This window comes from Flavobacterium aquidurense, assembly GCF_001404985.1.
Lineage (GTDB): Bacteria > Bacteroidota > Bacteroidia > Flavobacteriales > Flavobacteriaceae > Flavobacterium > Flavobacterium aquidurense_B.
Genome location: NZ_JRLF01000014.1, coordinates 26680 through 52278, shown reverse-complemented (window position 1 = coordinate 52278; position 25599 = coordinate 26680). Strand labels below are relative to the sequence as shown.

The window sequence follows — 25599 nt, the reverse complement described above, 5'->3', positions numbered from 1 at the left end:
GAAACGGATAGCCCGTTTAGGCAGTCCTATTATCCGCCTTGTGTTGCTGAAATAATTAAGATTTCGTCAGTTTCGTGTACGGTGAATTCGTTCCACTTTGTTTTTGGAATAACGGTATTGTTAATGGCAACGGCAATTCCGTTTTGTTTGTGTGGAATTTCGAGATCGAGCAATGATTGAACGCTTAGCGATTCAGCATTGAATTGTTTGATTTGTTGATTGATTTTTAGTTCCATTCCTTAAGTTTTTAGGTTACCATAAAGATTCACTACAGTGAATCTCTACCTTAGGAATGGCTACAATTGCACATAAAAATGCGCGCAGAAGTCATCTTACTTTTCCCTACGCTAGTATGAACTAGATCAGGTTCAGAGGGTAAAATCTCAGCCTACAAAGTTGTAGACACCCCTAAAGTGTGAAGCAAATATATGTAATTTTTGTTTAAAAGTGTCAGGTTTTAAGTTTCAGGTTCAAAAAAACTGAAAACGGAGACTGAAAATTGCTAACTATTTTTCCTCGTCCAGCAGTCTTCGACGTGATCGTTTACCATTCCGGTGGCTTGCATGTGTGCATAAATTACGGTTGAGCCTACGAATTTAAAGCCTCTTTTTTTTAAATCTTTACTGATTTCGTCTGAAAGTGGCGTAGTGGCGGGAACATCCTTTAATGTTTTGGGGTTGTTATTAATAGGCTTTCCGTTAGTAAATTTCCAGATATAATCAGAGAAACTGCCAAATTCTTCCTGAACTTTCATGAAGGCCTGAGCATTTGTAACTGCAGAACGGATTTTTAATTTGTTACGGATAATTCCAGTATCCTGAAGCAATTCCTCAATTTTTTCTTCGGGATAATGGGCAATTTTTTTATAATCGAAATGATCAAAAGCGATTCTGAAATTCTCCCTTTTATTTAAAATGGTAATCCAGCTTAAACCTGCCTGAAAAGTTTCGAGAATTAAAAATTCGAATAATGAAGGATCATCATAAACCGGAATTCCCCATTCTTCGTCATGATATTTTTTATATAAATCGCTGGCAGAACACCAACCGCATCTTATTGGTTCCATTTTTTTATTTCAAATGTATAAAAAAACCTCAAACGTGAGGTTTGAGGTTTTAAATAAATAACTGATTAGAATTATTATTTTCTTTCAAAAAGAGTAATGATAATCATAGAGTTTGTATCATCAATTTTTTCAGTATATTTTACTTTTAAAGAAGATTTGTTCAATTCCATAATTTCTACTGTATTTACTTCAGTTTCTCCATCATATGTTGTTGATAAAATCTTATCTTTTAATGTCCATGTTCCTTTATCAGTTAAAGGTGTACATTTATTGTTTTGAAATTCATATTCAAGCTCAGTAAATTTTCCACCACTTGTATATTCAATATAATCGCTGTCACATTTTCCTTCATTTGGAATATTAACTAATACTTCTTGTCCGTTAACAACGCTTCCCATTTTTACAGGTGCCCATTTTCCTTCAATAGATCCTGAGTTATCATCGTCACTGCTACAAGATACACTTGCTAATCCTAATGTCAATACTGACAAAAATAAAATGCTTAGTTTTTTCATTTTTTTGTTGATTTTATTTGTTAAAAATTCGTTAACAAAAGTAAAATCTTTTTCTCTAAAACCAAAACTTAAGCAGGATTTTTCGTGTTTATTTTTAATGAAACTAAAGTATTGAAAATGAGGATTTTTATTTAGAAAAAAATCATTTCCCAATTTGCCAGCTATATCCTTTAATACCTGGAATATAGGCAGAGCAACCTATTATGACCAATTCATTATAAATTTTTTTGTCATATTTGATTCCAATTGCAGTTCCGGAGGTATATAATTTATTGGCTTTGAATTTAATTTTCATCAAACCATCCTTGAATTTAGCATCAGAAACTTTTTCTACAAACCATGTCGAACGCCATTTTACAGCAATCTCATCTTCGTTGGTTTTTGTAATGCTTTTTACGAGTTTAACAGCTTCTTGCGGAATTTCTAATTTTTGAGTCAGCTGTTCTTGAGTTAAAGTTTGACCAATTTTACTGCCGGAAAGTATTTTGCGTAAATTAACAAAACTCATTAAGGTTTTATTTGCTTCTTCACTAAGATCTAATTTAGGAGTACTTGTTGCAATCTGTTGATTTTGAATTTGAGGTTTTAAGTCATTTTCTTCTTTTACAGAAAAACTATTCTTAGTAGTATGTTTGTTTTTGAAGTTTGATACATCGGCAGTTTTGAATGCTGTTTTTTTTAAAATTTTTGCCGAAGCAGCTTTTAGTTTATTTACCGGATATACTTTCTCTTGTTTAGAATTCTTTTTTGCATCGTTACCACAGCCTGTCAAAAAAAAGGCTGTTAAAATTAGTATGATGGCAATGGTATTTTTCATAACTACAAGATACTCTTAATCTTTAACAGAAGTATCCTCTTCTAAATATTTTTTTATCAAATGATGCCCCAAATAAATTAAAGGAGTTAATACAACAGCCACTGAAAGCTTAAAGAGATATCCTGTTAAGCCGGAAGATATAAAAGTTTTAAAATCAATTTTTCCAGGCAACCAAAAGGCAATTCCCAAGACAATAAAAGAATCAAATAATTGCGAAATTATAGTTGATCCCGTTGTTCTGAGCCAAATTTTTCTTTCTCCTGTACGTCTTTTGAAAAACCAGAATATCCAGACATCGATTAATTGGGATGCCATAAAGGCAATTAAACTACCTACAATGATCCACATACTTTGACCAAAAACGGCTTGAAATTGTTCGTCGTTTACAGGACTGATTCCTTTTGCAGCCGGTATCACGATTGCCATAAATAATATTAAAAAGGCATAAGCTATCAAACACGCCGTTATAAAAGAGAGTTTTTTTACACCTTTCTCGCCAAAATATTCATTTATTAAATCTGTGGTCAAAAAAACTATTGGCCAGGGCAATATACCAATACTCATTACAAATGGCCCAATTTGAATTAATTTTCCTCCAATAAGTTCAGCTACAACGGCATTGGTTATAAAGATACCTGCAAGAACTACAAAAACAATTTCTTTTCTGGTTTTAAACATGTGGTTTTGGTAAATGATGTTCCAAATTTAAACTATTTCTCTATAACTTTTAACGGATAATTTTAAATTAAAAGATGGTTTATACATGGATCGAAAGTTAAAATTTTCATTCGAATGCTGATTTTTAGTTACATTTGGTACAATAACAGGTAATATTTTATATTAAATCAAATTAATGATAATGAAAAAATTAATGACAATTTTTCTCATGGGAACAACCTTATTCGCGGCCAACGCACAAACAACTTCTGATAATCCATTGCTTAAAAAATGGACAGGACCTTACGGTGGAGTTCCTGCTTTTAATGAGTACAAGGTTTCGGATTTTAAGCCTGCAATTCAATTTGCGATTCAGGAAAAACTAAGTGAGATCGATGCTATTGTAAATAATCCAAAAGCACCGACTTTTGATAATACTATTGCCGCTTTAGAGCGTTCTGGAAAAACAATGTCCAGGATTTATACCGTTTACGGCATTTATGGCTCTACTTTAAGTACTCCGGAGTTTGATGCAGTTGAAACTGAAATGTCTCCGAAATTATCTGAGTTTAGTGATAAAATTGTTCAAAATAAAAAGCTGTTTACTAAAATAGAAACTTTATATAACTCAAAAGAAAGTAAAAAACTTACTAGTGAGCAACAACGTTTAATTTGGTTGTATTATACTGATTTTGTTCGTGAAGGAGCCAAGTTAAATGTACAGGACAAAGAAAAAGTGGCTAAAATTAATCAGGAATTAGCAAGTCTTTTTACAAAGTTCAGTCAAAATTTATTAGCAGAAGAGCATAATCAATATGTGGCATTAAAAACAGAAAGTGATTTTGATGGTTTGCCAACCGAAGTAAAAAATGCTGCAATTGCTGAAGCAAAAAGCAGAAAACTTGATGTTATGGGCTGTATTGCAAACACACGTTCCTCTATTGAACCATTTTTGACTTTCTCAACCCGTAGGGATTTAAGAGAAAAAGCATTTGATATTTTTGTAAAACGTGGTGATAATGGTAATGCAAATGATAACAATGCAACTCTTGTGTCTATTTTACAATTGCGTACTAAAAAAGCTAATTTGTTAGGGTTTCCTACTTTTGCAGATTGGAGTTTATCTAATAAAATGGCAAAAGATCCTAAGAAAACAATAGATTTGATGATGTCGGTTTGGGAACCGGCTGTAGAAAAAGTACATCAGGATGTTGCGGAAATGCAGAAAATTGTAGATGCCGAAGGAGGTAAATTTAAAATTCAGCCTTGGGATTACCGTTATTATGCTGAAAAAGTTAGAAAAGCAAAATACGATTTAGATCAAAATGAAGTTAAGCCTTATTTGCAATTAGAAAACTTGCGTGAAGGTATGTTTTGGGTTGCCGGAGAATTATTTAATTTAAGCTTTAAACAAATTACAACTGTTCCTGTATATCATCCGGATGTACGTGTTTGGGAAGTTAGCAATAAAATCACTGGGAAAGTGGTTGGATTATGGTATTTTGATCCTTATGCGCGTGCAGGAAAACGTTCTGGTGCATGGATGAATGCTTACCGTGATCAGCAAAAAATGGATGGAGAAGTTCTTACAATCGTTTCTAACAATTGTAATTTTATAAAAGGAACTGCAAACGAGCCGGTTTTAATTTCTTGGGAAGATGCTACAACTCTTTTTCATGAATTTGGACATGCGCTTCACGGATTATGTTCTAATGTAACATACCCAAGTTTAGCGGGTACAAGTGTTGCAAGAGATTACGTAGAGTTTCCTTCACAGTTATTAGAGCACTGGTTGGCTACTCCAGAGGTATTGAACAAGTTTGCTTTACATTATAAAACAAATCAGCCGTTGCCACAATCTTTAGTAGACAGAATCGAAAAAGCATCTAATTTTGGAGAAGGTTTTTCTACTGTAGAAACAATTTCAAGTTCTTTGATTGATATGAAACTACATTTAACAACTTCACCTATCGATCCTCATAAATTTGAAAAAGAAACGTTAGATGCGCTTCATATGCCGTCAGAAATTGTAATGCGCCATAGAATCCCTCAATTTGGACATATTTTCTCAGGAGATGGATATGCAGCTGGATATTACAGCTATTTATGGGCTGATGTTATTAATGCAGATGCTTATGAAGCTTTTACCGAAGGTAAAGGGCCTTATGACAAAGAGGTAGCAAAACGTCTTTATGATAATGTTTTTAGTGTAGGAAATACTATTGATCAGGAGAAAGCCTATGAAAACTTTAGAGGAAGAGCTCCTAAATCTGATGCTTTAATGCGTGCGAGAAATTTCCCGATTAAGGATAAAAAATAATAAGATTAAATTTTATTTGAAATCCCTGCATAATATTTTATGCAGGGATTTTTTTTTAGAGCTAATCCCGCTATTCGTTACAATCTTTTGTGGCTCCCGAAGCCTCGGGACCGCCACAAAAGGATTTCCACTTCTATCGGGGCTAGGGCAATCATTTTTATGATAATATTTTGTCGTTTAGAAGGAGACTCGAGCGATAGCGAACAGGCGAAGCAAAGCTCTTTAAGTAATTTTGCAACGAGAATTCGATCTGCTATCTTTCGAGTTTCCTTTTGTTGAAATTGACAAAAAATGACTTTAAAAAGCTTTAATCTTATATGTCTAGCTGAACAAGAAGTTATTAAAACAAAAAAAGCCCTGCATAAATGAATATTCAGGGCTTTTTATATTGAAATAATATATTAACCTAAAGTAACTCTTTTGAAACCTGTGATTTCAACGTTGTATCCTTTAACGTAATCACCAACTTTTTTACTATCGTCTTTGATAAAGTTTTGATCTAACAAAGCTTTCTCTTGATCTAAAGTAGTGTTGTCAGAGATAAAACGCTGAACTTTTCCTGGGATAATTTTGTCCCAAATTTGCTCTGGTTTACCTTCAGCTTTTAATTCAGCTTTAGCATCTTCTTCAGCTTGTTTTAAAACTTCTTCAGTTAATTGAGAGAAAGAAATATATTTAGGAACATTTTTTAAAGTTTTTCCTAAACGTTTTGCTTCTTCATTATCTTTTTCGATTACAGCAATACGAGCAGCAAGTTCAGATTCAACGAAAGCAGGATCAAAATCTTTGTAAGATAATGTATCAGCTCCCATAGAAGCAACTTGCATAGAAACATCTTTAGTTAAAACGTCAGCATTAGGAATTGCAGCAGAAATTGCAGTTAATGCAGCAATTTTATTAACGTGAACATAAGATCCAACAAAAGCACCTTCTAAAATTTCAAAACCACCGATTTCGATTTTTTCTCCGATAACTCCAGTTTGCTCGATTAATTTTTCAGCAACAGTAATTCCGTTGAAATCTGAAGCTAAAAATTCTTCTTTAGAAGAGAAGTTAATAGCTCTTTCTACTAATTCTTTAGCTAAAGTTACGAAAGCCTCATTTTTACCTACGAAATCAGTTTCGCAGTTTAAAGTGATGATAGCTCCTTTAGTATTGTCAGCATTGATAAAAGAAACAGCAGCTCCTTCAGAAGACTCACGGTCAGAACGGTTAGCAGCAACTTTTTGTCCTTTTTCTCTAAGGACTTGTATCGCTTTATCGAAATCTCCATCAGCCTCAACTAAAGCTTTTTTACAGTCCATCATTCCGGCACCTGTAGATTGTCTTAATTTATTTACGTCTGCAGCAGTAATTGTTGCCATAATATTTTGAATTTTAATGTTAAAAGTAAAAATTCCATCTTCTAAATTCTAAACTCCAATTTTATTAAATTATCAACATAACGTTTTTAATTTGTGTTTGGATTTTAGAATTTAAAATTTGGAATTTAAATTTGATTTATTCTTCAGTTGCAGGCGCAGCAGCTTCAACAGCTGGCGCAGCTTCTACAGCAGGAGCAGCAGTAGCTTCTTCTGTTGCAGCTTCAGTTTCTTTTTCAGAACCTCTGTCAGAAAGACCGTCGATTACAGCAGCAGTAACTAAAGATAAAATTTTGTCAATTGATTTAGAAGCATCATCATTTGCAGGAATAACGTAATCAACCTCTCTTGGGTCAGAATTCGTATCAACCATTGCGAAAACTGGAATGTTTAATTTTTGTGCTTCTTTTATTGCGATATGTTCAGCTTTGATATCTACTACGAACAATGCAGCTGGTAGTCTAGACATGTCAGCGATTGAACCTAAGTTTTTCTCTAATTTAGCACGTAGACGATCAACTTGCAAACGCTCTTTTTTAGATAACGTCATGAAAGTACCATCTTTCTTCATTTTATCAATAGAAGACATTTTTTTAACTGCCTTTCTGATAGTTACAAAGTTCGTTAGCATTCCACCAGGCCATCTTTCAGTGATGTAAGGCATGTTTGCAGCTTTTGCTTTTTCAGCAACGATGTCTTTCGCTTGTTTTTTGGTAGCTACGAATAAAATTTTTCTACCTGATGCAGCAATTTTTTTCAAAGCTTCGTTAGCTTCTTCAATTTTAGCTGCAGTTTTATATAGATTGATAATGTGAATACCATTACGCTCCATATAAATGTAAGGGGCCATGTTTGGATCCCATTTTCTAGTCATGTGTCCAAAGTGAACACCTGCTTCTAGTAAGTCTTTTACTTCTATTTTGTTTGCCATTTTTGTACTAGTTTACGTTCTGTTGATTAGCAATGTATAAATGGCGGTTTCCCAGGCTTTATACATTTAGATGCTAAACTATTTCCTACCTCGATAGGAGAGCAACAACAACTGTGTTTTTTAATTTCAATAAATAATTGATCATGTCTTGTCCTAATTGAACAAGACAGGTAATATTAACGTTTAGAGAATTGGAATCTCTTACGAGCTTTCTTCTGACCGAATTTCTTACGTTCAACCATTCTTGGATCTCTTGTTAATAAACCTTCTGGTTTTAAGATAGCTCTGTTTTCAGCATTTACTTCACACATAACGCGTGCTAATGCCATTCTTACAGCTTCTGCCTGACCAGTTGAACCACCTCCGTAAACGTTTACTTTTACATCAAAGTTGTTTACATTTTCTGTCATAGACATTGGTTGTAAAACTTTGTATTGTAAAGTTGCAGTTGGAAAGTAAGTTGCGAATTCTTTTTTGTTTACAGTGATTTTTCCTGTTCCTTCAGAAACATATACACGTGCAACAGCGGTTTTTCTTCTACCGATTTTGTGAATAACTCCCATTACTTAAGATCGTTTAGGTTAACAGTTCTAGGTTTTTGAGCTCCTTGTTTGTGCTCAGATCCTACAACAACATTTAGATTTCTAAAAAGTTCAGCTCCTAATTTGTTTTTAGGTAACATTCCTTTTACAGCTTTCTCTACTAATAATGCAGGGTTTTTAGATTGCAATACTTTAGCAGTTAAAGTTCTTTGTCCTCCTGGGTAACCTGTATGACGCATGTAAATTTTGTCATTCATTTTTGTACCTGTAAGGTTAATTTTTTCTGAGTTGATAACAATTACGTTATCTCCACAGTCAACGTGCGGTGTGTAACTTGGTTTGTACTTACCTCTTAAGATCATAGCAACCTTTGAAGCAAGACGACCTAAGTTATGACCTTCAGCGTCTACAACGATCCACTCTTTCGTTACAGTGGCTTTGCTTGCTGAAATTGTCTTGTAGCTTAATGCGTCCATAATATTATTTTAATTAAACATTCCATCCCCAATAAAGGGGATGCAAAAGTACAATTAATTATTTTAAAACCAAATACCTTAAAAGAATATTTTATCTGCTGAAAATCAGGGTTTCAGTTTTGTATTTAAAACAATAAAAAAAAACCACCTTCACAATAACGCGAAGGTGGTTCAATATTTAGAATTGTTTTTGTTAAACAATAAATAAATTTGCAATATCAACGACTTGTTGCGTCGTAAGTGGTTCATCATAAGCTTCTGATCCCGCAGCAGGCCCAAATGCAGCCGATGTATTAAATCCTGCCTGAACAGTAACGCCTTCGCCATCATAAACGGCTTGGGTTGCTGCTGGCATTCCTGCTCCTCTTTCGCTATTCGAAATCCATCCTTTTAAGCTGCGCAGTCTTCGCACTTCAGAAGCATGACGAGCTTCTACTGAGTGAATTTGCAAGGCAGCAGTCAGTAAATCAGGAGCAGAAATTAAATTTGCCGCCTGACCTTTATATGCTCTTACACCTGTATCTTCAAAAGCCTGGGCTAATGCTAAAAAGGTTGGATAATCATGAAAAGGGTCAAATGCTCCGCCAACCGTAAAATCAAAAGTAGGTTTGGCTACAAAGTTTGCACTTGCTGGCCCGCCTAGACCTGCAATCAGGAATTTAACGTGGCTTGATTCGTGTGCTGCTATTTGCTGGAAAACTTTTAAATCGCGTCCTCCATTCTCAGATGCCGGAATTACGCCTGAATCTAATGCCATCGCATAAAATTCATTTTCCAGATATTCTAATGTTAATGCAAATTGTAAAGCTCCAATAGGTGTTGCCGGTGTTGCGGTAATATCTTTTGCAAGTGCTTTATTTGCCATGGCAGATAATCCAAATGGGATTGATGCATATGCCAGTGTTTTTCCTATGTTTCCAAACTGATTAAAACTGTCTCTTCGGGAAGTAGTACTTCTCATTAAGCTATCATCAGTAAATGTTTCTATAAATTTTAAAATATTCATAATTTCTAAGTTTTAGCTAGTTAAGATTAAGGTAAATATTTGGCAGTAAATTTTGTGGTAATAAATCCTCCGGCAATTGGCAGAATTTTTGAAGGATCTTTAGCGACATCTAAACCTGTTGATACGTTTATTACATCATCTCCGGCAAAATCCTTAGAATTAGGATTGATTAAGCTTCTGATGGCAGATGCGTGTCTGGCTTCTACCGAAACAATTTTTCCTGCTAATAATAAATAATCCGCACTTTTTATTAGTTTTCCTGCTCCGTTATAGGCTGCAACTCCTGTATCTTCAAGTGCTTTTGCAGTTGCAAGAACTTCGGTACGGCTATTAAAGTTTAGCGAGCCATAATTAAAAGCTAGTGTAGGAAGTAATTGTGAGCTTGGATTTGGAAGTGCTCCGGTCAAAGCAGCTTTAAAAAAATCTCTGTGGATTACTTCGTGATGATACAAATCAGTTAAGACCTGACGTTCAGTATCATTAAAGGCGCTGTTAAAACTTGTAGAGTTTACAACTTTAGTATAAAAGTCGGCTTCTAGTTGTTCAAGAGCATAAGCATAAGTTAATACTCCAAAATCTCCAGAGCCTAAATCAAAAACACCATTTCTAACTCCTGGTAATGACGTGTCTTCCGGTCCGTTGTCATTATCATCGTTGCTGCAACCAGCTATTACGAGACCTGCGCCTGCTAATGCTAAGCCGCTGAGCTTAAGAAAGCTCCTTCTGTTATTCAATGAGCGGTCAACTTCATGAATTTTAACTTCGTTTTTCATAATTTAATTCTTTAAAGTGTTATTAATAGTAATTATAATTATTCCGTAAATAGATATAAACGAGATTTAAACCTATGCGGTTTTAAGTTTTTGTCTTTTTTAAGATTTTTTTTGCTTTTACAATTAAAGATAGGTAAATTCATCATAATATTAAATTATTTATGATGTAAAATACTGTTATTAAGTTGATTGAATGTTTTTTTATTAAATGAGTATTTAATAAAGTCTTTAATTTGTTGAGTTTAAACAAGTTTTATGATAAATTTTATAATTTAAGATAAAGTTAATAAAGGTAAGTAATTTCTTTAAAAAATAATGATTTTATAGTAAGGTTTTTATATATAAAGCCTCATGTTTAACTTTTTTTTAGATTTTTTCAATGCCTGCCCTAATAAGATTAAATCGTAATATTTTAATTTCATTTTAAAAAGGTCTTATAAAATCAAATACTGGTGGGTGATTTTTGTTTTATTTTAGGTAATTCTACTATATTTGTATTAATTACATAAAATTATTTTTAAATGAAAGCTAAAGCAACTCTAAAACAAATTGCGAAAGAACTAGGTGTTTCTGTTTCTACGGTTTCTAAGGCATTAAATGATAGCCCTGAAATTAGTGAGCAAACGAAGGTGAAGATTAAGGAGTATGCCAAACTCAAAAATTATAAGCCTAATGTTATTGGTCTGAATTTAAAGAATCGTAAAACCAAAACAATTGGTGTAATTATACCTAATATATTGAACTCCTTTTTTGCAAAGGTTTTTAGTGGTATCGAAAAGGTAGCAGATAAAAAAGGATATAATGTAATTACCTGTATTTCGAATGAATCTTTAGAGAAAGAAATTCATACTCTTGAAATGCTAAGCAACGGAACAATCGACGGATTTATTCTGTCGGTTTCTGAAGAAGCGCAAAAACTGCAAGACTACAGCCATTTTTCAGCGATTATAAATGACGGAACTCCCATTGTAATGTTTGATCGTATTGCTGATGAAGTAGAATGCGATAAAGTAGTGGTGGATGATTTTGATTCAGCTTTAAATTCAACTCAGCATTTAATTAATTTGGGATGTAAAAATATTGCCTTAATTTCTTCAGTAGATAATTTAAGTGTTGGAAAATTAAGAGCTGATGGATATTTGAAAGCTTTAACAGATAATAATATTCCGGTAAACGAAAAAATTATCCTTCGTACCGATTCTGAAGATGACATGAAAGCTAAAATTGATACCATTTTTGATAACAAAATCGACGCTATTTTTGCTTTGGATGAAAATGATTCAGTTGCTGCTTTACGTGTAAGTTTGAAAAAAGGATATAAAGTTCCTGAAGATATATCAATAATAGGTTTTGCAGATGGAATTTTAGCTTCAAGACGTTTGTCGCCAAGTTTGACTACAGTAAGTCAACACGGGATTGAAATTGGAGAAGTTGCTGCCAAGCAATTAATCAAACGTCTGGAAGAATCTGAAGAAGAAACTTCAGATTATGAAACCATCGTTATTAAAACAAAGTTGAAAGAACGAGAATCGACAAGAAAAGCTTAATCATAAAATAAATCATAAAAAAAGACTATCCGAAAGGGTAGTCTTTTTTTATGTATTAGTTATGAATTTCACCATTTTTGTCATTTCGACGAAGGAGAAATCTTCGTGAGAAGCTCGACAAAGATTGGATTCTCGTTGCGGAGTTACTTGCGAAGATTTCTCCTTCGTCGAAATGACAAGATTGGGTAGAAATCTAAAATCTACAATCAAAAATCTAAAATAAATTAATGCGCTTCTAACCAATCTTTACCCATACCAAGTTCAACATCCAAAGGAACGCTCATCATAAAAGCATTTTCCATTTCGTGTTTAATCATAGGCTGGATTTTTTCCAGTTCATCGTTATGAACATCGAACACAAGCTCATCATGAACCTGAAGCAACATTCTCGATTTCCAGTTCTCTTCTTTTAATTTTTTATGGATGTTGATCATCGCGATTTTAATCACATCTGCAGCACTTCCCTGAATTGGTGCATTTACAGCATTTCTTTCTGCGGCACTACGAACAACAGCATTTGCTGAGTTAATGTCTTTTAAATATCGACGACGACCCAAAATCGTTTGTACATATCCTTTTTCGCGGGCAAATTCTATTTGCTCATTAATATAAGATCTTAATCTTGGGTATGTTTTGTAATAGGCTTCGATTAAAGCAGCACTTTCGCTGCGGGATAATGAAGTTTGATTGCTTAATCCGAAAGCAGAAACACCATATATAATTCCGAAGTTTACGGTTTTGGCGTTACTTCTTTGTTCGCGGGAAACTTCGTCTAACGGAACATCAAAAACTTTTGCAGCCGTTGCTTTATGAATGTCTTCTCCGTTTTGGAAAGCTGCAATCATATTTTCTTCACCACTTAAAGCAGCAATAATTCTTAATTCTATTTGCGAGTAATCGGCAGATATTAACGTGTGGTTTTCATCACGGGCAACAAATGCTTTGCGAATCTGACGGCCTCTTTCGGTACGAATCGGGATATTCTGCAAGTTAGGGTTATTAGAACTCAAACGACCTGTTGCAGCAACAGTTTGCATATAATCAGTATGAACACGCAATGTTTTTTTATCTACTTGTTCTGGTAGAGCCAAAATATAAGTACTTTGTAATTTTACCATTTGGCGCCAATCCAGAATTTGTTTTACGATTGGATTGTCGTTGGCTAAATATGTTAAAACCTCTTCGCCAGTCGCATATTGACCGGTTTTGGTTTTCTTTTGCTTTGCTCCGCCAATTTTTAGTTTATCAAATAAAATGTCTCCTAATTGTTTTGGAGAAGCCAGATTGAATTTCTCTCCGGCAGTTTCGTATATTTTCTCTTCTAAAGATTTAATCTCAATATCCATCTCTTTAGACATAATACTTAGGAACTCAACATCTAAACGAATTCCTTCTGTTTCCATGTCTGCTAAAACGCTTACTAACGGTATTTCGATTTCATCGAATAACTTTTTAGTTTCGGTTTTGTCTAGTTCAGCGGTAAAAAGTTCTTTTAGCTGGAATGTAATATCAGCATCTTCGGCAGCATATTCCTTGATCTCTTCAAGAGCTACGTCGCGCATCGTAATTTGATTTTTTCCTTTTTTACCAATTAAAGTTTCAATTGATTTTGGAGAGTATTTCAAATACGTTTCTGCTAAAATATCCATATTATGACGCATATCCGGATTAATCAGATAATGTGCAATCATCGTATCAAAAAGTTTTCCTTTAACAGTAACGCCATAATTAGAAAGAATCTTTAAATCATATTTTAAATTCTGACCAATTTTTTCGATGTTTTCATTTTCGAAAAATGGTTTGAATTTATCGACTAAAATCTGAGCTTCTTCCTGACTTTCAGGAAACGGAACATAAAATGCTTTTCCTTTTTCATATGCAAAAGACATTCCGACCAATTCTGCGTGCAAAGCATCCAGACCGGTAGTTTCAGTGTCAAAACAAACAGAAGTCTGTTTTTGTAAATTCTGTAGAAGCAATTTAATACCTAAATCACCTTCAATGGCCTGATAGGAGTGAGGTGTGTTTTCTAAAGTGTTATAAAATGAAGTTCTTTCTTCGGTATTTTCATCTGTAGTGGCGCCACCTCCAAAAAGGTCAAACTGATCTTCATTTTTAGGTTGTGGTTTTTTATACAATTTAGCGTCCGATGGCTGACCTGCATTTGCCAGTTCATTTCCGCCGCCTACTTTAAATAAATTATCAAATTGTTCGGCCATTCTTCTAAATTCCAATTCCTGAAAAATAGCATCGGTTTTTTCGATATCCGGTCGTGAAAGTTCATAATCATTTTCATTAAAAACAACATCGCAATCACATATAATAGTCGCCAGTTTTTTAGATAAGATTCCTTTTTCTTTATTGGCTTCGATATTCTCTTTCATTTTACCTTTTAGTAAATGGGTATTGTCTAAAAGATTTTCCATCGAGCCAAACTCTTTCAGGAATTTTTTAGCGGTAACTTCACCAACTCCCGGTAATCCTGGAATATTATCAACAGCGTCTCCCATCATTCCAAGAAAATCGATTACTTGTTCCGGTCTTTCGATTTCAAATTTTGCCAACACTTCCGGAACACCCCAGATTTCGATACCATTTCCCATTCGGGCTGGTTTGTACATAAATATGTTTTCAGAAACTAATTGTGCAAAATCTTTATCCGGAGTTACCATAAAGACTTTGTAGTTTTCTTTTTCGGCTTGTTTTGCAATTGTTCCAATTAAATCATCGGCTTCGCAGCCCGCCATTTCGATAATAGGAATATGCATCGCTCTCAATAAATCCTGAATGTAAGGAATGGCAATTTTAATAGCTTCAGGCGTTGCATCGCGATTGGCTTTATAGTCAGAAAACATTTCTGTTCTTACCTGGCTTCCTTCTTTATCAAAAGCTACGGCCAAATGATCTGGTTTTTCACGTTTAATGACATCTAAAAGCGAATTCATGAATCCCATGATCGCTGATGTATCCATTCCTTTAGAATTAATTCGCGGATTCTTTATGAAGGCATAATAACCACGAAAAATTAAAGCGTAAGCATCGAGAAGAAAAAGACGTTTTTGAGTTGACATAAAAAAAATATTAGTCTGTAAAAATAAACAATTGGGTTTTAAAAATGATTCGGTTCTGAAAATTTAATTTGTTTTCAGCTATATAAGTAATGTAAGGTCATTTTAGTAGCGCACATTCTGTAAAGATGCGCAGCATTGTAGAGATGCACAGCGGCGCGTCTAACATTTCGGTAATAAAATTAAATGAACTTATATTACTTATATGGTAGAAAAACACCCAATAGTTAATGTCAAGTTAAAATATTTAGGATCATGGATTTCTTCATTTTGTCTTCATATTACAGAGGTACATTTGATCTGTAAAATAAAAGATATTAATTTTTAAATAGTAGAAATCATGAGAAATTTATTGATGTTATTAGTAGCAGTTTTAGGTACAAGTGTAATGGTAAGTGCTTTTCCTGCAAAAGAGGTTAAAGCAGCTCCTGCAAAAGAAGTAAAAGCTACAAAACACCCAAAAAACAAAGCTGATAAAAAAGTGAAATCAGAAAAAAGCGAGGCTGTAAAAGTAGGGACAGCTAAAGTAAAAAAATAAGAAAAGGTTATTGTAAAATAAAAGGTTAATTAATTTAAAATTTAGAAATCATGAGAAATTTATTTATTGTATTAGCAGCAGTTTTAGGAACAACTGCAATGGTAAGTGCTCAAACGGCTCCAACTCAGGCAGCTCCTGCAAAAGAAGTAAAAGCTACAAAACACCACAAAAACAAAGCTGATAAAAAAGTAAAAGCAGAAGCTCCGAAAGCAGAAGCAACTAAGATGAAATAATAAAATTGTTTTTGTTTTGCTTTCAAAGAATTGTAAAGGAGGCAAAACAGAAGTAATGATTATGAGAATGCAGATGGAAAAGCTGGTAAAGAAATTTATCAGCTTTTTTTGATTCGTTAATTTTTTAATAATGCGTAATAATTTTTTTAGAATTGCTTAAATTTATTTGCGCTTAAATGCTGTATTATGAATATTCTGATTGTTGAAGATAATAAGGAACTTGCTGTCGAGATTTACGATTTTTTATGTAATGTAGGTTACGTTTGTAAGATTGCTCATAACTGCGGTGATGCTCTTGAAGAGGTGAGCAGTAATGATTATGACGCCATGCTTCTTGATCTTGGTTTGCCGGACGGGGACGGATTTGAGGTTTTAAAAACGGTTCGAAAAACAAAGTCAAAAATGGCGGTTATTGTACTCACTGCACGTGGCGAATTAGATGACAGGATAAATGGTTTGCATCTTGGTGCAGATGATTATTTGACAAAACCTTTTGCCTTGACAGAACTTAGTGCCAGATTATTTGCTGTGATTCGCAGGATTCATGGATTTACAGTGAATAGTTTAAGTATTCACGGATTTTTATTGCAGCTTCAGGATTATAAAGTGAGTTATAATGAAATACCTATTAGTCTTACCAAAAAAGAATTTGATATTTTTCAGTATTTGGTTTTAAATAAAAACAGGGTAATTACCAGATTACAATTAACAGAACATATCTGGGGAGATATTCTGGAGGTAAATTCAGATTCAAATTTCATAGATGTACATGTGCGGAATCTTCGAAAAAAACTCGACAAACATACTACAATAGATTGGTTTGAAACCGTAAGAAATGTTGGTTATCGTATTAATGAGTAAATAAATATTGTGAAGATAAAGCATCAATTGGCTATTTTTAATGCACTGACAAGATTGTTGGTGATCTTAGTGTTGTGGCTAATGTTGCCAATATTGGTTGAAGATGTTGTGTACCGACATATTAATAATGGATTGCTGGAGAAAAAGCAAAAATTTATTGAGCATTTAGATAAAAATGAAATTAATGATTTTATAGAAAACTCAGATGATTCTACCGAAACCTATTCGCAGTTTTCTACACTACACAGTGAATTTTTGGTGCTTTCGAAATCTCCTGTAAAAGCCAATCAAAAAAAAGCTGTTTTTAATAATGAATATCGCATTATCGAAGGCGAAGAAAATGAATACAGAATTCTGCAGTATCATTTTATTTATGAAAATCAAGGTTATCAACTCGAAATAGGAAGTAGTCTTGGCGAGGTAAATGATCTTACTTTTATAATCAGGTTTTTTATTATAATTGTATTTGTGGTTATATTATTCATAACTTTTCTCGCAGATACTTTTTATATAGAATATCTGCTAAAGCCTTTCTATAAAATAATAGATACCAAAATAAGGCGTGTCAATGAACCTGAAGCTTTCGATCATACGCCAATAAAAGCAAGGTCCAGGGACTTTAGGGAACTCGATTTTGTATTAAATCAGATGATGGATCGTATTGCGGAACTTTTCAAAAAAGAAAAACAATTCATCTCAAATGTTTCTCATGAATTGCTTACGCCAATTGCATTGCTTAAAAATAAGTTCGAAAATCTGCTTCAAAATGATTCCTTAGATGATAATGCTTTTGATAAAATTGCAGGTTCGTTAAGAACGTTGGATATGCTGAAAAAAATAATTAATAATTTATTATTGATCTCCAGAATCGAAAACAATCAGTACGAAGCAAACGAGGATATAAATTTCTATGACATTATTACTGACCTGCAAGAAGATTTACAAGATCGTATTGATGATAGGGAAATTCTGTTTTTGAATAAAATGAATCATGATTTTACTTTTACAGGAAATAAAACCCTTATTCATATTCTGATTTATAATCTGGTTACCAATGCCATTAAATACAATAAACCAAAAGGGAGTATTGAAGTGACAGATGGTTTTTTAGAAAACAATTACTTTATTTCGATAACTGATTCCGGAATTGGAATGAATGCTTCTCAAATTGAAAACATATTTAATAGATTTGCGAGAATTAGTTCAGATCAGGAAGGGCAGGGTCTGGGACTCGCTATTGCAGCCAGTATTGCTTCTTTTCATCACATTGAAATAAAAGTTACTTCGCAAATAAATGAAAGCACGACTTTTATGTTATTGTTTCCTGAAGCGTTAAAACAAAATTAAAAGTTAATTTTTTCAAAGTTGTCCAATCTTCATTTTGTCTTCATTTAACGAATATATCTTTGAGGTATAATAAATGAAAATATTAATAATCATAAAAACTTCAAATCATGAAAAAATTAGTAATGTTAGCAGTAGCTGTGTTAGGAACAGCTGCAATGGTAAACGCTCAAACAACTCCAGCTCAAACAACTCCGGTAAAAGAAGCTAAAGCTCCTAAGAAAGACAAAAAAGCAGATAAAAAAGCTAAAAAAGCCGAAGCAAAACCAGAAGCAGCTAAGCCTGAAGCTAAAAAATAAAACAGCATAGGTTTGATAATACAAACCATGTTGTGGATTATAAAGGTTTTAAAAAATTTGGTAGAGAAAAAGCTGGTAGAGAAATCTATCAGCTTTTTGTTTTATTTGAGTTAAAATTTTGATAATAAAAAGCAATAAAAAATTCATTCTTTGTTACTTTGCTTAAAACTATAAATAATGATCTTACGTTTTGTAATTCTATGTGCTCTATTTTTATTTATTGAGTTCTATTCTTATCAAGCCTTTCGTACTTTAGTCAAATTGAGATGGGTTTTGGTGAGTTACCAAATTATAAGTTTGCTGCTTTTAATTTTTATCATCTATTCTTTTACACAATTTGATCGTTCTGTTGGGCAAACCAAACAAACCATGTTTACAATGGGTTTGATGTTATTGGTATATGTTCCTAAAATAGTTTTGACACTTGTAATGTTTGGTGAAGATATTTTTAGAATTGGTGCAAGTATCCTGAATTATTTCATGTATAATGTTCCAAGAAAAGATATTATGCCGGACAGGAGAAAGTTTATTAGCCAAGTGGCTTTAGGTTTGGCGGCAGTCCCTTTTTTATCGCTGCTCTACGGAATTTTTGAAGGTAAATATAATTTTAAAGTTTTTAAGCAAACTATCTATTTTCCTGATTTACCGGATGCTTTTGATGGGTTTAAAATCACTCAGATTTCAGATGTTCATAGCGGCAGTTTTGATAATCCGGACAAAATAAATTATGCCATTGATTTGATAAATGAGCAGGAAGCAGATATGATTTTGTTTACAGGAGATATTGTAAACACCCATGCTAAAGAAATGCATCCGTGGTTAGAAACCTTTAACAGGATAAAAGACTATAAATATGGTAAGTTTTCTGTTTTAGGAAACCATGATTATGGTGAATACGTTACGTGGCCTTCAGAAAAACAAAAAGAGGAGAACTTTCAGGAAATTAAAAGTCTTTACGGCCAGATAGGTTTTGAGCTCTTGCTGAACGAACATACATATATTCAAAAAGGGGATGATAAAATTGCCTTAATTGGAGTGGAAAACTGGGGTCAGAATTTTAAGAAAGCAGGAGATTTAAATAAAGCATCTCAAAACGTGCATCAGGACGATTTTAAGGTATTGATGAGTCATGATCCGAGTCATTGGGAATATGAGATTAAAAATCATCCTAAAAACTTTCATTTGACTTTATCCGGTCATACCCATGGTATGCAATTTGGAATTGAAATTCCAGGGTATTTTAAATGGAGTCTGGCGCAGTATATTTACAAACAATGGGCGGGATTGTATGAAAATGTTGGACGATATGTTTATGTAAATCGCGGATTTGGTTTTCATGCTTATCCGGGAAGAGTGGGTATTATGCCCGAAATTACAGTGATTGAACTAAAAAAAGGGAACAATGTGGCTTAATTCGTTAAAAATGCTACATTTGTATATAATTATCTCTTTTTAACAGAATAAAAAAGAATTAAATTTTTGGTTTTATGTCAAAATTTGGAGAACTTATAAATGCTCAGGTCCCAGTGTTAATTGATTTTTACACGGATTGGAATGAATCATCTGTATCGATGCATCCTGTAATCAAGGATGTTGCAGCTGCACTAGGCGATAAAGCCAAAGTGATTAAGATAGATGTGGATAAAAATCAGGAATTAGCAGAAGCCCTGCGTATTAAAGGCCTTCCTACGTTAATGATCTATAAAGAAGGGCAAATGATCTGGAGACAATCCGGCGAACTTGACGCAAATACAATTATCGGAATTGTTCAGGAACAATTCAGTCTATAAATACTACTTTTTGTTGATATTGTTTAGTGAATAATATCAAATGTATAGCCGTTCTCCTTTAAAAAGTGTAACGTTTTTGGTAAAGCAAATTTTAAATTAGGTGAAGCTTTAATGCTGTCATGAAATACAATTACACTTCCTGATTTTACATTTTTAGTAACGTTTTCAAGGCACTTTTCAGGCGTAATAGTCTGATCAAAATCAGCGCTTAAAACATCCCACATAATTATTTTATACCCGAGTTTTCTTAGAATTTTAGATTGTGCCTTTTTTATCTTCCCGTACGGAGGACGAAATATAAGGTTGCATGTTTTTTCTTCTTCTAAAATTGCAGCGCAGTTTTTTACATTCTCAATATAATCATTGTTATTGCTTTTCCATCCATTTACATGGTTCATGGTATGGTTTCCTATAGAATGCCCTTCGGTAATTAATTTTTCGAATAAAGATAAGTTGGCTTTTATGTTTTTTCCTATGCAGAAGAAAGTCGCTTTTGCATCAAACTTTTTCAATTCTGATAAAACCCAGTCTGTAATCTCCGGAGTAGGACCATCATCAAAGGTTAGATATATTTTCTTTTCATTGTTTGGAATATCCCAACAATATTTAGAAAATACCCTTTTTATGAATGAATTAGTTTTTACCCAATAAAAGCTCATTTTGATTTGATTTACAGATATGTAAAAATAAAAAATGCAGCGCTATTTATCAAATTGCGCTGCATTTTTTTAATTGCTATGTTTTTCGTATATTATTCTTTTTCTCTTCCAAAACGTTCAAAAACATTTACATAAGTATTAAATGTTACTTTGTGTTTTTCGTAGAATGCAAGATCTTTATTCTCTCTCATAACTTGTAATAAGCTTCTGTAACGCTCAATATCTGTAATGATATCAATTGCCAGGTCAGTTTGATCACCAGGCGTTAATGTTGCGTAATAGTTTAGTTCTTCCTTGTATTTCTGAACCAGCTTGTTTAGTAAATCATGTGCTTTTGCAGTTTCTCCAACTTTGTAATATCCTCCGGCAAATGGCTCTACTAAAGAGTAGTATCCAAATTTATCTAAAGGCATTTTTGTTATTGCTAAATTGATAATGTTTTTGGCTTTATCAATTTTACCTTCTGCAATAAGTTGATTCATTAAACGTGATAAATTTGTACGGTATGTAATGCTGTTTCTTCTGGTTTCAGGATCATGGTAAATGTTGCCATTACTATTTCCCCAATCCCATTTCATTACAATATCATACATTTTATCAGCATCAATTTGTCCCATATCCATTGGTCCTCCATCTTTTGAAGGAGTGTTTTTAACAGGGACTAATTTGTATACCATTCCATCTAGTTGCAAATAATCTTTTAGCCATAAATAATCTTCATCGTCAAAAGCACCTCCGCTAAAGTAAATTGGTCTTTTCCAATTGTTATTGGCAAGTATATCCAGCATCATTAAACGATTTTTATATATAGCGCTTCCTTTGATGTCAATATCCATATAAGGAACGATAGAATCGTTGTACTTAGGATTAACAACTTTGTTTTTGATGATTGTATTTTTATCAACAGGAACTCTGATTTTATTTGTTGGATAAAAATGAATTGTCTGTCCGTTTTGTAAACCTACAGTTGATTTTGGATTTTTGATGAAGCTAATAAAATCATTAATATTCCAACGAGTTTCGATTTTAGGTATGTGAGCCACATAATCAAGTTTATCTCCAACATACTCATCGTGTGTGAACGATATTGGCAAAGGATCAGATTCGTATGCTTTTGCTTTCATTTGGTCAATATACCAATCTGTCATAAATAGACTCGTATTTACAATCTTAACATCTGTTCTGATGCCTTCGATTTCCTGAGCATACCATAATGGGAATGTGTCGTTGTCTCCAATAGTGAATAAAATAGCATCTTTATCGCAGGAATTTAAATATGCTTTTGCCATTGCAACTGCAGTATATTTTCCTGATCTATCGTGATCATCCCAGTTTTGAGAAGCCATTAAAACAGGAGCTGCTAATAAACTTGCTCCAATAATAAGTGGTCCTGCAATTTTAGGTGCAATATATTTCTGAATGCTTTCGTAGAGCGAATACACCCCAAATCCTATCCATATTGCAAATACATAAAAAGATCCTACAAGAGCATAATCCCTTTCACGAGGCTCAAAAGGTCTTTCATTCAAATATATCTTTAAGGCAATTCCCGTAAATAAAAATAAAGCTAAAAGCACGTAAAAGCTTTTAAGATCTTTGTTGGCATGATACATTAATCCAATAAGACCCAGAATAAAAGGCAGGAAGAAATAAACGTTTCTTCCTTTGTTGTTTAAAACGTCTGAAGGCAGATTGTCCTGAGAACCAAGGTGTAAAGAATCAAGAGCTTTGATACCGCTAATCCAGTTCCCGTCAAGATTATCATATTTACCCTGAACATCACTTTGACGACCAACAAAATTCCACATTAAATACCTCCAATACATATATCCAAATTGATATTCGAACATAAAACTGAAATTATCTACAGCTGAAGGTTTTTCGATAATTAAATAATCTCCGTAGCTTTTCAAAAATTTTGTGTAACCTTCGTTGTCAATTTGCTTCTGAGCATATGCTTTTCTGAATTCAGAAACTGTTTTTTCAACTTCGTTACGCAATTGAGCAGTAGCTTTATTGTATTCTTCTTCGCTTAACTGACTGGCATCAATTCCGTATTTACCTAAATCCTGTTCATAATCGTAGTTGGGATTTATTTTAAATTTAGGCGGATTTGTAAAACTGATATAGTTCTGAATGTGTCCTGTTTCAGTACTCCACATTCTAGGCAGAATTGTTTTTTGATTATCATCAGTATTTTGTTCTGCGTTTTTGAAATTATTGGTAATAATATATTTACCGGTTTTATAATCTCTTTCGTAGTTAGGTTTTTTATCTAAATAAGGTGTTTTTGCATCAAGACCAGAGAAAACTTCTGTGTATTGCGGACCATAAAATAAAGGATTTACACCATATTGCTCACGATTGTAATAGGCTAAAACCTCTGCAGCATCTGATGGTTTGTTCTCATTGATTACCGTGTTGGCGTTAGCACGAACAGGTAACATCATCCAGGTTGAGAATCCGATAAAGATAAATAAGATGCAAAGAATTATAGTGTTATAGAAAACCAGTCCTTTTTGTTTGGTGTATTTTAATCCAAAATAAAAGAATGCAATTAATAGTAGCGCCACAAATATAGTTCCTGAGTTAAATGGTAATCCAATGCTGTTAACCATGAAAACTTCAGTATCTGCAAATGCCTCCATTGTTAATGGCAATAGCAGTTTGAATATAAATAGTAAAATACCAATTACGACAACATTGGCAATAAGAAAGTTTTTGATTGTAACTTTTTCGTAATGTTTAAAGTAGTAAAGGAATCCTATTGAAGGAATGGTTAATAAAGCCATGAAGTGCACTCCAAATGAAAGTCCTACAACTAAAGAAATAACTAATAACCATTTATTCCCTTTAGGTTTGTCCATGTCTTGTTCCCAACGAAGACCCAGCCAGAAAAGCAATGCGATTAATAAAGAAGCCATTGCATAAACCTCGGCTTCAACTGCATTAAACCAGAAGCTGTCAGAGAAAGTATAAGCAAGAGCTCCAACAAAAGAACTTCCTAATATAACAATTGAATTATTTTGATTAATTTCTGAGAATCGTTCTATAATTTTTTTCAAAATCATAGATGAAGACCAGAATAAAAATAAAATAGTAAATGCGCTTGAAAAAACAGACATCATATTAACCATAACAGCTACGTGTTGTGCATCTATTGCAAACATAGCAAAAAATGCGCCCATCATCTGGAATAATGGAGCTCCAGGAGGGTGACCAACTTCTAGTTTAGCTGCTGTGGCAATATATTCGCCACAATCCCAAAAACTCATGGTAGGTTCAACGGTTAGTGTATAGGTAATTAAAGCGATTGCAAATGCAAACCAACCAATAATTGTATTCCATTTATTGAAATTGAATTGTGCCATATTTAGGTGTTATAATTATGTATGTTTTCTATCTTACAAAGAAAATGTTTTTTTGTTGAAAGAGAAGAGCATTAACAAAAAATTCTACAAAAGTATTTATGGCAAGTAATGTGTTGTTTGTGAAATACTTGTAAAAATGTTGTGAGTTTCTGAGAATAAAAAATGAAAAAAAACGAATTTTTTTTATCAAAAAGTTTGCGCAAACTAAAAAAAGCTTTAAATTTGCACTCGCTTAACAGCAACGCTGGTCTATGGTGTAATGGTAACACAACTGTTTTTGGTGCAGTCTTTCAAGGTTCGAGTCCTTGTAGACCAACATAAAAAGCCTCTCAATCGAGAGGCTTTTTTATTCAAAAATAAAGTTGTGCAAACTAAAAAAAGCTTTAAATTTGCATTCGCGTAAGCATTCTTATTGGTCTATGGTGTAATGGTAACACAACTGTTTTTGGTGCAGTCTTTCAAGGTTCGAGTCCTTGTAGACCAACATAAAAAGCCTCTCGATTGAGAGGCTTTTTTTATGCAATAAATTTTATTACTGTTTTATAATTGTATAAGGTGTATCTGTTTGGTTTTGAATGGCTTATTTTGTGAATAATGAAGATGGGACAACTCCGAACTTCTTTTTAAATGAAAATGAAAAATGCGATAAATCTTCAAAGCCAACTCCAATATAAACTTCAGATGGGGATTTTCCCTGTTTAATTAAATAATAAGCTTCTAGCAATCTTTTATTAAGCAGCCATTTTCCGGGTGTTTCCTGAAAAACTTTTTGAAAATCTCTTTTAAAAGTGGCTAAGCTTCTGCCGGTGAGATAAGCAAAGCGCGTTAGATGAACGTTAAAATGAAAATTTTTATTCATGAATGCTTCCAGATCGATTTTGCCGGGCTCATTAAAATCAAATAAGATATCTTTTAATTCTGGATTTACTTTAAGTAGAAGATGTACTGCTTCTTTTATTTTCAAATTGAATAAACCTTCGTTGTTTTCTTGTTCTACTTCGAGATAAGATATTAGTGATTCCATAAAAGCTTTATAAAGAGGATTTGGTGTTAATGAAATCATGGCTTTGGAATCTGGTTTCTTATTAATTTTAAAGTCGTAGTCTTTGCTTATTTCGCGTAAGATTTCCTGATCTAAGAAAAGAGAGATTGTTTTGAATTCACCTCCTTCGGGTGGGATTTTAATAAATTTTGCTAAATGGTTTCTTTTGCTAAAGCGAAAATCACCTTCTTTTGATATGTAGGTATTCTTACTGTCAGAAGCGATCATTTCTCCTGAAATCTGGTAACTAAATACATGTTCCGGTATAAAGTTTTCTCCTTCACGACTTCGTGTGTAGTAGCAGGAGTAGAGTATTTTGGGTTTTGTGATTAGTTTTGCTGTCATAACGTAAAGTTACTAAAAGATCCGGAAATCTTGCTCGT

Annotated in this window: 24 protein-coding genes, 2 tRNA genes and 1 riboswitch; of the genes, 11 read left to right on the top strand and 15 right to left on the bottom strand. The window is 33.3% G+C overall.

What is annotated here, in order from left to right:
• Positions 1 to 29 precede the first annotated feature (29 nt).
• The 5 genes from thiS to RC62_RS15730 form a co-directional block, all read right to left on the bottom strand.
• Positions 30 to 236, bottom strand: coding sequence for a sulfur carrier protein ThiS (thiS, locus tag RC62_RS15750; RefSeq protein WP_055096907.1), 207 nt, complete (start codon positions 234 to 236; stop codon positions 30 to 32).
• Positions 237 to 322: 86 nt separating this feature from the next.
• Positions 323 to 420: riboswitch (TPP riboswitch) on the bottom strand.
• 82 nt (positions 421 to 502) lie between these two features.
• Positions 503 to 1066: a DNA-3-methyladenine glycosylase I gene (locus RC62_RS15745; protein ID WP_055096904.1), complete on the bottom strand. Its 564-nt coding sequence runs from the start codon at positions 1064 to 1066 to the stop codon at positions 503 to 505.
• 74 nt (positions 1067 to 1140) lie between these two features.
• A complete protein-coding gene (locus RC62_RS15740; RefSeq protein ID WP_157472545.1) occupies positions 1141 to 1581 on the bottom strand; it encodes a lipocalin family protein in 441 nt (146 codons plus the stop codon).
• 142 nt (positions 1582 to 1723) lie between these two features.
• Complete coding sequence (locus tag RC62_RS15735; protein WP_055096900.1) at positions 1724 to 2398, bottom strand: hypothetical protein; 675 nt, start codon at positions 2396 to 2398, stop codon at positions 1724 to 1726.
• 15 nt (positions 2399 to 2413) lie between these two features.
• Positions 2414 to 3076: a queuosine precursor transporter gene (locus tag RC62_RS15730; protein WP_055096897.1), complete on the bottom strand. Its 663-nt coding sequence runs from the start codon at positions 3074 to 3076 to the stop codon at positions 2414 to 2416.
• A 181-nt stretch (positions 3077 to 3257) separates the two neighbouring features.
• Here RC62_RS15730 and RC62_RS15725 point away from each other — a divergent pair, with 181 nt between their 5' ends.
• Entirely contained in the window at positions 3258 to 5375 is a 2118-nt protein-coding gene (locus RC62_RS15725) for a M3 family metallopeptidase (RefSeq protein ID WP_082421307.1), read from the top strand.
• 401 nt (positions 5376 to 5776) lie between these two features.
• On the opposite strand, the gene tsf is transcribed toward RC62_RS15725, so the two are convergent.
• From tsf to RC62_RS15695, 6 genes are all read right to left on the bottom strand, one after another.
• Positions 5777 to 6739, bottom strand: coding sequence for a translation elongation factor Ts (tsf, locus tag RC62_RS15720; protein ID WP_055096895.1), 963 nt, complete (start codon positions 6737 to 6739; stop codon positions 5777 to 5779).
• 136 nt (positions 6740 to 6875) lie between these two features.
• Positions 6876 to 7667, bottom strand: a complete 792-nt coding sequence (gene rpsB / locus RC62_RS15715) for a 30S ribosomal protein S2 (protein WP_055096894.1) — start codon at positions 7665 to 7667, stop codon at positions 6876 to 6878.
• A gap of 176 nt (positions 7668 to 7843) precedes the next feature.
• Positions 7844 to 8230 (bottom strand): 30S ribosomal protein S9, encoded by a 387-nt coding sequence (rpsI, locus tag RC62_RS15710; RefSeq protein WP_007808909.1) that lies wholly within the window; start codon positions 8228 to 8230, stop codon positions 7844 to 7846.
• Complete coding sequence (rplM, locus tag RC62_RS15705; RefSeq protein ID WP_007808911.1) at positions 8230 to 8685, bottom strand: 50S ribosomal protein L13; 456 nt, start codon at positions 8683 to 8685, stop codon at positions 8230 to 8232. Before rplM ends, rpsI begins: the two co-directional genes overlap by 1 nt.
• A gap of 193 nt (positions 8686 to 8878) precedes the next feature.
• Positions 8879 to 9691 carry a ferritin-like domain-containing protein gene (locus RC62_RS15700; protein ID WP_055096892.1) on the bottom strand — a complete coding sequence of 271 codons (813 nt, stop codon included), beginning with the start codon at positions 9689 to 9691 and terminating at the stop codon, positions 8879 to 8881.
• A gap of 26 nt (positions 9692 to 9717) precedes the next feature.
• Entirely contained in the window at positions 9718 to 10464 is a 747-nt protein-coding gene (locus RC62_RS15695; protein ID WP_055096890.1) for a ferritin-like domain-containing protein, read from the bottom strand.
• A gap of 521 nt (positions 10465 to 10985) precedes the next feature.
• Here RC62_RS15695 and RC62_RS15690 point away from each other — a divergent pair.
• The gene (locus RC62_RS15690; RefSeq protein ID WP_055096888.1) at positions 10986 to 12011 is read left to right on the top strand and encodes a LacI family DNA-binding transcriptional regulator; all 1026 of its coding nucleotides are present in this window, start codon (positions 10986 to 10988) and stop codon (positions 12009 to 12011) included.
• Between the two features lie 224 nt (positions 12012 to 12235).
• On the opposite strand, the gene polA is transcribed toward RC62_RS15690, so the two are convergent.
• The gene (gene polA, locus RC62_RS15685) at positions 12236 to 15082 is read right to left on the bottom strand and encodes a DNA polymerase I (RefSeq protein WP_055096885.1); all 2847 of its coding nucleotides are present in this window, start codon (positions 15080 to 15082) and stop codon (positions 12236 to 12238) included.
• 337 nt (positions 15083 to 15419) lie between these two features.
• Between polA and RC62_RS15680 the strand changes: the two genes are divergently transcribed.
• From RC62_RS15680 to RC62_RS15650, 7 genes are all read left to right on the top strand, one after another.
• Complete coding sequence (locus tag RC62_RS15680) at positions 15420 to 15617, top strand: hypothetical protein (protein WP_055096884.1); 198 nt, start codon at positions 15420 to 15422, stop codon at positions 15615 to 15617.
• A 50-nt stretch (positions 15618 to 15667) separates the two neighbouring features.
• On the top strand, positions 15668 to 15850 hold the full coding sequence (locus RC62_RS15675; RefSeq protein WP_055096881.1) for a hypothetical protein: 183 nt from the start codon (positions 15668 to 15670) through the stop codon (positions 15848 to 15850).
• A gap of 186 nt (positions 15851 to 16036) precedes the next feature.
• Positions 16037 to 16711 carry a response regulator transcription factor gene (locus RC62_RS15670; RefSeq protein WP_055096879.1) on the top strand — a complete coding sequence of 225 codons (675 nt, stop codon included), beginning with the start codon at positions 16037 to 16039 and terminating at the stop codon, positions 16709 to 16711.
• A 9-nt stretch (positions 16712 to 16720) separates the two neighbouring features.
• The gene (locus RC62_RS15665; protein ID WP_245176837.1) at positions 16721 to 18058 is read left to right on the top strand and encodes a sensor histidine kinase; all 1338 of its coding nucleotides are present in this window, start codon (positions 16721 to 16723) and stop codon (positions 18056 to 18058) included.
• Between the two features lie 107 nt (positions 18059 to 18165).
• The gene (locus tag RC62_RS15660) at positions 18166 to 18354 is read left to right on the top strand and encodes a hypothetical protein (RefSeq protein WP_055096875.1); all 189 of its coding nucleotides are present in this window, start codon (positions 18166 to 18168) and stop codon (positions 18352 to 18354) included.
• 177 nt (positions 18355 to 18531) lie between these two features.
• On the top strand, positions 18532 to 19767 hold the full coding sequence (locus RC62_RS15655) for a metallophosphoesterase (protein WP_055096873.1): 1236 nt from the start codon (positions 18532 to 18534) through the stop codon (positions 19765 to 19767).
• A gap of 74 nt (positions 19768 to 19841) precedes the next feature.
• A complete protein-coding gene (locus RC62_RS15650; RefSeq protein WP_007803883.1) occupies positions 19842 to 20144 on the top strand; it encodes a thioredoxin family protein in 303 nt (100 codons plus the stop codon).
• Between the two features lie 23 nt (positions 20145 to 20167).
• Here RC62_RS15650 and RC62_RS15645 read toward each other — a convergent pair whose 3' ends face one another.
• Together RC62_RS15645 and RC62_RS15640 are read right to left on the bottom strand one after the other, a co-directional pair.
• Positions 20168 to 20803 (bottom strand): polysaccharide deacetylase family protein, encoded by a 636-nt coding sequence (locus tag RC62_RS15645; RefSeq protein WP_055096871.1) that lies wholly within the window; start codon positions 20801 to 20803, stop codon positions 20168 to 20170.
• Between the two features lie 92 nt (positions 20804 to 20895).
• Positions 20896 to 24174, bottom strand: a complete 3279-nt coding sequence (locus RC62_RS15640; RefSeq protein ID WP_055096869.1) for a DUF2723 domain-containing protein — start codon at positions 24172 to 24174, stop codon at positions 20896 to 20898.
• A gap of 245 nt (positions 24175 to 24419) precedes the next feature.
• On the opposite strand from RC62_RS15640, the gene RC62_RS15635 reads away from it, so the two are divergent.
• Positions 24420 to 24490 (top strand) — tRNA-Gln (locus RC62_RS15635).
• Between the two features lie 97 nt (positions 24491 to 24587).
• A tRNA-Gln gene (locus RC62_RS15630) sits at positions 24588 to 24658 on the top strand.
• A 96-nt stretch (positions 24659 to 24754) separates the two neighbouring features.
• Here the strand turns inward: RC62_RS15630 and RC62_RS15625 are convergent.
• On the bottom strand, positions 24755 to 25561 hold the full coding sequence (locus RC62_RS15625) for a helix-turn-helix domain-containing protein (protein WP_055096867.1): 807 nt from the start codon (positions 25559 to 25561) through the stop codon (positions 24755 to 24757).
• Positions 25562 to 25599 lie beyond the last annotated feature (38 nt).

What these genes read in the sequence shown, in the direction of transcription:
- thiS (WP_055096907.1), bottom strand. Translation starts at nt 236, where the DNA reads ATGGAACTAAAAATCAATCAACAAATCAAACAATTCAATGCTGAATCG.
- RC62_RS15745 (WP_055096904.1), bottom strand. Translation starts at nt 1,066, where the DNA reads ATGGAACCAATAAGATGCGGTTGGTGTTCTGCCAGCGATTTATATAAA.
- RC62_RS15740 (WP_157472545.1), bottom strand. Translation starts at nt 1,581, where the DNA reads ATGAAAAAACTAAGCATTTTATTTTTGTCAGTATTGACATTAGGATTA.
- RC62_RS15735 (WP_055096900.1), bottom strand. Translation starts at nt 2,398, where the DNA reads ATGAAAAATACCATTGCCATCATACTAATTTTAACAGCCTTTTTTTTG.
- RC62_RS15730 (WP_055096897.1), bottom strand. Translation starts at nt 3,076, where the DNA reads ATGTTTAAAACCAGAAAAGAAATTGTTTTTGTAGTTCTTGCAGGTATC.
- RC62_RS15725 (WP_082421307.1), top strand. Translation starts at nt 3,258, where the DNA reads ATGAAAAAATTAATGACAATTTTTCTCATGGGAACAACCTTATTCGCG.
- tsf (WP_055096895.1), bottom strand. Translation starts at nt 6,739, where the DNA reads ATGGCAACAATTACTGCTGCAGACGTAAATAAATTAAGACAATCTACA.
- rpsB (WP_055096894.1), bottom strand. Translation starts at nt 7,667, where the DNA reads ATGGCAAACAAAATAGAAGTAAAAGACTTACTAGAAGCAGGTGTTCAC.
- rpsI (WP_007808909.1), bottom strand. Translation starts at nt 8,230, where the DNA reads ATGGGAGTTATTCACAAAATCGGTAGAAGAAAAACCGCTGTTGCACGT.
- rplM (WP_007808911.1), bottom strand. Translation starts at nt 8,685, where the DNA reads ATGGACGCATTAAGCTACAAGACAATTTCAGCAAGCAAAGCCACTGTA.
- RC62_RS15700 (WP_055096892.1), bottom strand. Translation starts at nt 9,691, where the DNA reads ATGAATATTTTAAAATTTATAGAAACATTTACTGATGATAGCTTAATG.
- RC62_RS15695 (WP_055096890.1), bottom strand. Translation starts at nt 10,464, where the DNA reads ATGAAAAACGAAGTTAAAATTCATGAAGTTGACCGCTCATTGAATAAC.
- RC62_RS15690 (WP_055096888.1), top strand. Translation starts at nt 10,986, where the DNA reads ATGAAAGCTAAAGCAACTCTAAAACAAATTGCGAAAGAACTAGGTGTT.
- polA (WP_055096885.1), bottom strand. Translation starts at nt 15,082, where the DNA reads ATGTCAACTCAAAAACGTCTTTTTCTTCTCGATGCTTACGCTTTAATT.
- RC62_RS15680 (WP_055096884.1), top strand. Translation starts at nt 15,420, where the DNA reads ATGAGAAATTTATTGATGTTATTAGTAGCAGTTTTAGGTACAAGTGTA.
- RC62_RS15675 (WP_055096881.1), top strand. Translation starts at nt 15,668, where the DNA reads ATGAGAAATTTATTTATTGTATTAGCAGCAGTTTTAGGAACAACTGCA.
- RC62_RS15670 (WP_055096879.1), top strand. Translation starts at nt 16,037, where the DNA reads ATGAATATTCTGATTGTTGAAGATAATAAGGAACTTGCTGTCGAGATT.
- RC62_RS15660 (WP_055096875.1), top strand. Translation starts at nt 18,166, where the DNA reads ATGAAAAAATTAGTAATGTTAGCAGTAGCTGTGTTAGGAACAGCTGCA.
- RC62_RS15655 (WP_055096873.1), top strand. Translation starts at nt 18,532, where the DNA reads ATGATCTTACGTTTTGTAATTCTATGTGCTCTATTTTTATTTATTGAG.
- RC62_RS15650 (WP_007803883.1), top strand. Translation starts at nt 19,842, where the DNA reads ATGTCAAAATTTGGAGAACTTATAAATGCTCAGGTCCCAGTGTTAATT.
- RC62_RS15645 (WP_055096871.1), bottom strand. Translation starts at nt 20,803, where the DNA reads ATGAGCTTTTATTGGGTAAAAACTAATTCATTCATAAAAAGGGTATTT.
- RC62_RS15640 (WP_055096869.1), bottom strand. Translation starts at nt 24,174, where the DNA reads ATGGCACAATTCAATTTCAATAAATGGAATACAATTATTGGTTGGTTT.
- RC62_RS15625 (WP_055096867.1), bottom strand. Translation starts at nt 25,561, where the DNA reads ATGACAGCAAAACTAATCACAAAACCCAAAATACTCTACTCCTGCTAC.